This is a genomic window from Synechococcus sp. W60.3, from assembly GCF_047502615.1.
Lineage (GTDB): Bacteria > Cyanobacteriota > Cyanobacteriia > Thermostichales > Thermostichaceae > Thermostichus.
In genome coordinates, this window is sequence record NZ_JANSHJ010000030.1 from 23,326 (window position 1) to 29,325 (window position 6,000).

Genomic DNA, 6,000 nt, shown 5'->3' on the forward strand with positions numbered 1-6,000 from the left:
AGGTACCTAAGAGCAAGTCTGAAGGAGCTATTCCCTAGTTGGAGTTTGCCAGCTAAGCCAAGGTTTATTACAATTAACTGTAAATTGCCTCGGCGCAGAAGCGTCCTGAACAGCAATTGGACTGGAGTACACTGCAGCAAGACAGGTCGATAAAAACTAAAGTCAAGTCCGATAGTGATGAGGAGTGAGAGAGCGATGAAGAAAAAAGCAGTTACAACTCTTGTGGCCTTGAGTCTAGGAGCGGCCTGTCTAGGACTGACCGGCTGCGGTGGAGGCGGAAGCGGTGGGACGACAGTGCCTACACCTACACCGACTCCAACTCCGACACCCACCCCAACTCCGACACCCACCCCAACCCCGACACCTACGCCCACAACGGGTGCCCCGACTTTTGCCAAGGCATTTAGCCCCACCTCGGTAGATGCCGGCCCTAATGCCACAACAACTCTGACCTACACGATCACCAACACAGCCGCTCTGCCGCTGACGGGTCTAGCTTTTTCCGACACCTTGCCTAACGGTTTGGTCATTGCCAGTCCCAATAACCTGAACAATGGCTGTGGGGGGACGGTGATAGCTTCACCAACAACCACTTCCATCTCGTTGGTCAACGGCTCATTGGCAGCCAACGCTAGCTGCACCATCAGCCTGGATCTTCAAGTTACAGCCACGACAGCGGGATCCCTGACCAGCCCCGCGGTAACCCTGAGCAGCAACCAAGCGCCTAATGCCACCGCTGCGGCTATCAACCTAACGGTAACGGTGCCAGCTCCCACCTTTACCATGGCCTTTGCTCCCAACCCGCTTAGCCCAGCTCCCCTTATTGGCACCGGAAATTTGACGTTTATCATCACCAACAACGCTGCCATTCCATTGACGGGCTTGGCCTTTAACCACAACTTGCCGGTAGCGCCGGCTGGTGGTTTGCAAGTTGCCGGTGCGGGGACTTCTACATCGTGCGGCTCCCCCACTCTCGTACCCCCGCCGCCAGCGACGCCTACGAACGCCACCATTCAATTCACCGGAGGATCAGTAGCCCCAGGACAAACTTGCATAGTGGACATCCCTGTCCAAACGGCACCTCTGACCTCACTCGGCACCTACACCTACCTCAACTCCCCGGTGACGTTGACCAGCAATGAGGCTGCCCCTGTTACAGCAGGGCCGGTAACCTGGACGGTTGTCCGGTAACCTGGACGGTTGTGGCGAATTAGTCCTTCAAAAGCAGCTCGGCAATTTGAATGGCGTTGAGGGCCGCACCTTTGCGGATTTGATCCCCGCACAGCCACAGCTCCAGGGCCTTGGGCTCGGAGATATCCTGGCGGATGCGGCCCACGGCCACTTCGTCTTTGCCGGCTACATCAATGGGCATGGGGAAGCGGTTGCGTTCCCAGTCTTCGATGAGCGCCACTCCAGGGGCTTGGGCCAAGAGTTGCCGAGCCTTTTCTACAGGAAAGGGCTGTTCAAACTCCAGGTTGAGGGCCTCGGCGTGGGTACGTAGCACCGGCACCCGCACACAGGTAGCTGTCAGCCGCAGGTTGGGGGATCCCATAATCTTGCGGGATTCGTTGACCATCTTCATCTCTTCCTGGCAGTAGCCGTTTTCTTGCAGGGGGCTGTTGTGGAGGAAGAGGTTGAAGGCAATGGGATAGGGGAACACCTGGGGCTGCAACGGCTGCCCCTGGAGGTAGGCGCGGGTTTGCTCTTGCAGCTCCACCATGGCGCGGGCCCCGGCCCCACTGGCCGATTGATAGGTGGCGGCCACCACGCGGCGCAGGGGGATGTGGCGATGCAGGGGGTAGATGGCCACGCACATTAGGATGGTGGTGCAGTTGGGATTGGCAATGATCCCTTGGTGACGGAAGGCTTCCTGGGGGTTGACCTCGGGCACCACCAGCGGGACATTGGGATCCAGGCGAAAGGCGCTGGAGTTGTCAATCAGCACCGCCCCCGCCTCGACGATGGTTCTGGCCCAGGTTTTGGAGACACCGGCTCCGGCAGAGGCCAAGACCAGGTCCAGACCCCGAAAGGACGCTTCTGCAACCGGCTCCACCGGGATCCGTTCTCCCTTGAAGGTCAAGTAGGTGCCCGCCGAGCGGGGCGAGGCCAACAGCTTCAGCTCTGCCACCGGAAAGCGGCGCTCTTCCAGCAGCTTCAGCAGCTCCACTCCTACGGCTCCTGTGGCCCCTAGGATGGCTACCCGTTGTTGCCGTCCCATGCTTTCTTGTCCTCAGCTTTTCCTAATTCTAGGGTTCCAGAGGTGGCTGTAATCGAGGCCAAAGCAGCCTGCACCTCTGCCAGCTCGACTTGATCGGTCAGCTCCGCTTGGCCGATGCGGCGGGGCAGAACGAAGCGAATCCGCCCCTGTTTGACTTTCTTGTCGGCCTGCATTGCCTGCAGCACTGCCTCCCAAGGGATCCCGGCGGGCCAGTGGCTGGGCAGCCCTGCCCTTTCGATAAGGCGTCGCTGCCGCTCGGCCTCAGCCGCGCTCCACCACCCCAGGCGACGGGCGATCTCCCCCGCAGCCACCATGCCAATGGCCACCGCCTCCCCGTGCAGGTAGCGGCGGTAGCCGGTAACGGTTTCCAGGGCATGGCCGAGGGTATGGCCGTAGTTCAAGATGGCCCGCAGGCCCCCTTCCCGCTCGTCCTGTTGCACCACCCAGGCTTTGCACTCGGCACAGCGCCGCAGCAGATAGTGCAGATCCGCAGGGGCAAAATCGGCGTAGCGCCTCAGCCTGGGCCGGTCTTGCAAAAACTCAAATAGGTCGGCAGCCTGGATGACGCCGTATTTGATGACTTCCGCCAGGGCCGAGGTAAATTCCCGCCGGGGCAGGGTCTGCAACAGCGTTGGGTCGATCCACACCAGGCGCGGCTGGTAGAAGGCGCCGATGAGGTTTTTCCCGCCAGGATGGTTGACGCCGGTCTTGCCGCCGATGGCCGCATCCACCATGGCCAAAAGCGAAGTGGGCACCTGGACAAACGGGATCCCGCGCAGCCAAGTGGCGGCGGCAAACCCCACTATGTCGCCAATGACCCCCCCTCCTAGAGCCACCAAGGTGGAGGAGCGCTCCAGGCCAAAGGCTAGGGCGGCGTCGTAGATCTTGGCCACCGAGCGCAGGGTTTTGTAGCATTCGCCGGCAGGCAATAGGCAGAGGTGGGCGGCAAACCCCGCTTGTTGCAGCCCCTGCAGCAACTTCTCGGCAAAGTGTTTGGCAATGCCGGGATGGCTCACCACCAGAGCCCTGCCGGAAAGCCCTCTAGCTCGCATTTGGGATCCCAGCTGGATGAGGCTGTGGCCAGGGGGGCCTTCGGCAGACTGGAGGAGAATATCGTAGGAGCTGTGGGGAAGCTTGACAGGGATCAGATAGGGATCCATGCGTGTCGGTCCTGGGGGGCGGGATCCAGTGTGGCATGTTCTGCTCCCGTCTGCTTGCTGCAGGCATTGTCCTTGGGGTCTGAAAGCCCAGGGGATCCTGCTAGGGGTTGGGGTCAACTGGCTGCGGCTCCGACTGGGGAGTGAGGGTTTCCAAATCCGGCAGAGCTGTTCCCGCCGGCGAGGCCGAGTCTTCCTGGGCCAAGTCCTGCAGGGCGGCTTGGGCCGGCTGAAATTGCGGATCCAGCTCCAGACAGCGCTGCAAGCTGGCTTGGGCGGCTGCTCGCTGGCCGGCCCGCAGTTGAATCAGCCCCAGGGTATGCCAAAAGGCGGGCCGCTGGGGATCCAGGTGCGTGGCCTGTTGGGCGTCTGCCAGGGCAGGTTCCAGCTTCCCCAATTTCAAGGCTTCCCAGGCGCGGTTGTTGAGGGCCACAGCATCTTCTGGGGTGAGCTGCAAAACCCGCGAGTAGGCTTGCACAGCTTGTTCGGGATCCCTCAGCTCGCTGTAGATCAACCCCAGGGCAAACCAGCCCCAGGGATCCCGTTCGTTGAGGTGGATCATCTGCTGGCAGGCGGCACGGGCTTCTTCCAGCCGGCCCAGGCGCCGCAGGCCGGTGATCTGGCCAAACCAGCAGGCAGAACTGCCGGGACGCTGCTGCACCAATCGCTGGAAATGCCGTAGGCTGGCCTCATATTGCCCCAGCTCCTGCTGAGCTACCGCCAAGGCATAGCGGGCTGGAAAGTGCTCCGGCTTGATCTTGAGGGCTTCCTCGAAGTGGATACAGGCTTCTTTCAGGTAGCCCAATTTCTGGAAGGCCACACCGCGGGCGTACCAGCTTTTGTAGTTGTCGGCATCGTAGCGCAGGGCGCGTTCTAGAGCCTTGCTGGCCAGCCGATACTGCCCCAAGCGCAGCAGGGCCACCCCCAAGTTGTGCAGGGTGATGGGATCCCGGCGACGCAGCCGCAGCGAGCGCTTGTAACACTCGACAGCCGAGCGCAGCCGGTGGCAGTGGAAGAGGGCATTGCCTTGGTAGCGCCAAACCCGCGCACTTCTGGGGTTGAGCTTCAAAACCCGCGCAAAACTAGCCGCTGCCGAGCTGGGCCGCCGCAGCCGTCGCAACACGATCCCACGGGCCAGCCAGGTGCGGGGCTGCTTGGGGTTGTGGCGCAGCGCTTTGTTCAGGCTGTTCAGGGCCAGCTTAGACCGCTTCAGTTGCAGCAGGCGGATGCCGCGGTTATGCCAGGCCAGAGCATCTTCCGGGTTGCTCTCCAGCACCTTGTCGTAGTTAACCACCGCCGACTTGTACTGCCCCAGGCGCCCCAGAATCAGGGCCAGGCGCAGCCGGGTTTCTTCGTCGTAGGGGTTGATGCTCAGGGATCCGTTGTAGCTGTCCACCGCCTCGCGGTAGCGGGCCAGCTGCACCAGCACATCCCCACGGCGGCTCCAAGCCAGGGCGAAGTTGGGATCCATGTTCAGAGCCCGGTCGTAGGCGGCCAGGGCTTCCGTCAGGTTGCCGCGGCGACGCCAGTCTTCCCCCCGCTCGAATTGGATGTCGGCACTGTTCCACTGAAACAGCCGCTGAATGAACTGCAAAATGGCGATCTGACGCGCTCCTTCTTCTGGCGTGGCGGAGGGGGTTTCGCCCGTGGCAATGCGCAGGATGGCCATCTGGATGGCCCGCAAAAAGGCCTGAAATCCCCGCACCTCTTCATCTTCCAGGGACTCTTTCCCCTCACGGCGGCGGTATTGCAGCCGGAACCGCTGCAGATCCCCGGGGGCAGGGAAGCTGGGATCCAAAAAGTGCATTAGCTCCAGGGCCCGGTACTCAAACAGCACCGGATCCTCTTCTGAGCCAGTAAAATCCAGCAGGGGCGCCTCTTCCAGGGGGCGGGGTAGCTCAGTGGGGGTGTGCAGCAGCGTCAGCAGGCGCTGGTTTTGTCGTGCCGGGGCATGGGGAAACCCGCTGTACAGCTCATCCCTTGGCCAGGGATCGGCAACCCACTCTGGAGAGGCCACCACTCCCACCCAGCGGCATTGTTCGATGGCCAGTTGCAGCTCCAGCTTGCGATTATCCCCCGGCTGCAGCATCCAGCGGTCAAACCAGACTTTGAAACCCTCGCGATCCAGCCGCTCCGCCAGTTGACGCGCCCACCGGGCTTGCTCTCGGTGGTAGCGCAAGAAAAGGTCGAACTTGTAATGCTCTGAAGACATGAACGCCCGCTCGCTGCTCTTCTCCAGCTTATCTTTGCGTTATCGCTGCGCGATGCTTTCACAAACGCAAACGCACTAGCGGTGCGGGGCACTGCCCTCCACCGAGTCTGGGGCAAGGAGCAAACCTTATCCCTACGCGACGCTTCTGCGAATGGCGATGATGAGCGGACAACGATAGGCGATAGTTGGTGCAGGGCTTGAAAGGAGGGAGCACATGCTGGGCGGAGTTTTGGCGATTGCGGCTGCGATTGGCTTGGTGGTCTTGCTGTTGGAAGCGATTCGATATCGCCGCTGGGGATCCGTTCGCCGCTGGCAACCGGCAGTGGGGCTGGGCTTGGTGGCCTTGGCGGCGCTGGGGTGCTGGCTGGGTCAGTTGCCGGATCTGATCCCCCTGACTTTGTTGTTGGGGGGCC

4 protein-coding genes and 1 pseudogene are annotated in these 6,000 nt (G+C 61.6%); 2 read left to right on the forward strand and 3 right to left on the reverse strand.

Going from position 1 to position 6,000, the window contains the following annotated elements; all coding sequences use genetic code 11:
- The first annotated feature begins 195 nt into the window (after positions 1–195).
- Positions 196–1,191: a hypothetical protein gene (locus NW846_RS10300; protein ID WP_414515908.1), complete on the forward strand. Its 996-nt coding sequence runs from the start codon at positions 196–198 to the stop codon at positions 1,189–1,191.
- A gap of 19 nt (positions 1,192–1,210) precedes the next feature.
- Here NW846_RS10300 and NW846_RS10305 read toward each other — a convergent pair whose 3' ends face one another.
- From NW846_RS10305 to NW846_RS10315, 3 genes are all read right to left on the reverse strand, one after another.
- Positions 1,211–2,218: an aspartate-semialdehyde dehydrogenase gene (locus tag NW846_RS10305; RefSeq protein WP_414347805.1), complete on the reverse strand. Its 1,008-nt coding sequence runs from the start codon at positions 2,216–2,218 to the stop codon at positions 1,211–1,213.
- Positions 2,197–3,378, reverse strand: coding sequence for a 3-dehydroquinate synthase (gene aroB, locus NW846_RS10310; RefSeq protein ID WP_414515910.1), 1,182 nt, complete (start codon positions 3,376–3,378; stop codon positions 2,197–2,199). Before aroB ends, NW846_RS10305 begins: the two co-directional genes overlap by 22 nt.
- Before the next feature lie 100 nt (positions 3,379–3,478).
- Complete coding sequence (locus NW846_RS10315; RefSeq protein WP_414515912.1) at positions 3,479–5,587, reverse strand: tetratricopeptide repeat protein; 2,109 nt, start codon at positions 5,585–5,587, stop codon at positions 3,479–3,481.
- Between the two features lie 214 nt (positions 5,588–5,801).
- Here NW846_RS10315 and NW846_RS10320 point away from each other — a divergent pair.
- Positions 5,802–6,000: pseudogene (locus NW846_RS10320) on the forward strand (hypothetical protein); the annotation flags it as partial.

Bases quoted from the DNA above. Each gene is read 5' to 3' on its own strand.
- aroB (WP_414515910.1), bottom strand. From the start codon at position 3,378: ATGGATCCCTATCTGATCCCTGTCAAGCTTCCCCACAGCTCCTACGAT.
- NW846_RS10305 (WP_414347805.1), bottom strand. From the start codon at position 2,218: ATGGGACGGCAACAACGGGTAGCCATCCTAGGGGCCACAGGAGCCGTA.
- NW846_RS10315 (WP_414515912.1), bottom strand. From the start codon at position 5,587: ATGTCTTCAGAGCATTACAAGTTCGACCTTTTCTTGCGCTACCACCGA.
- NW846_RS10300 (WP_414515908.1), top strand. From the start codon at position 196: ATGAAGAAAAAAGCAGTTACAACTCTTGTGGCCTTGAGTCTAGGAGCG.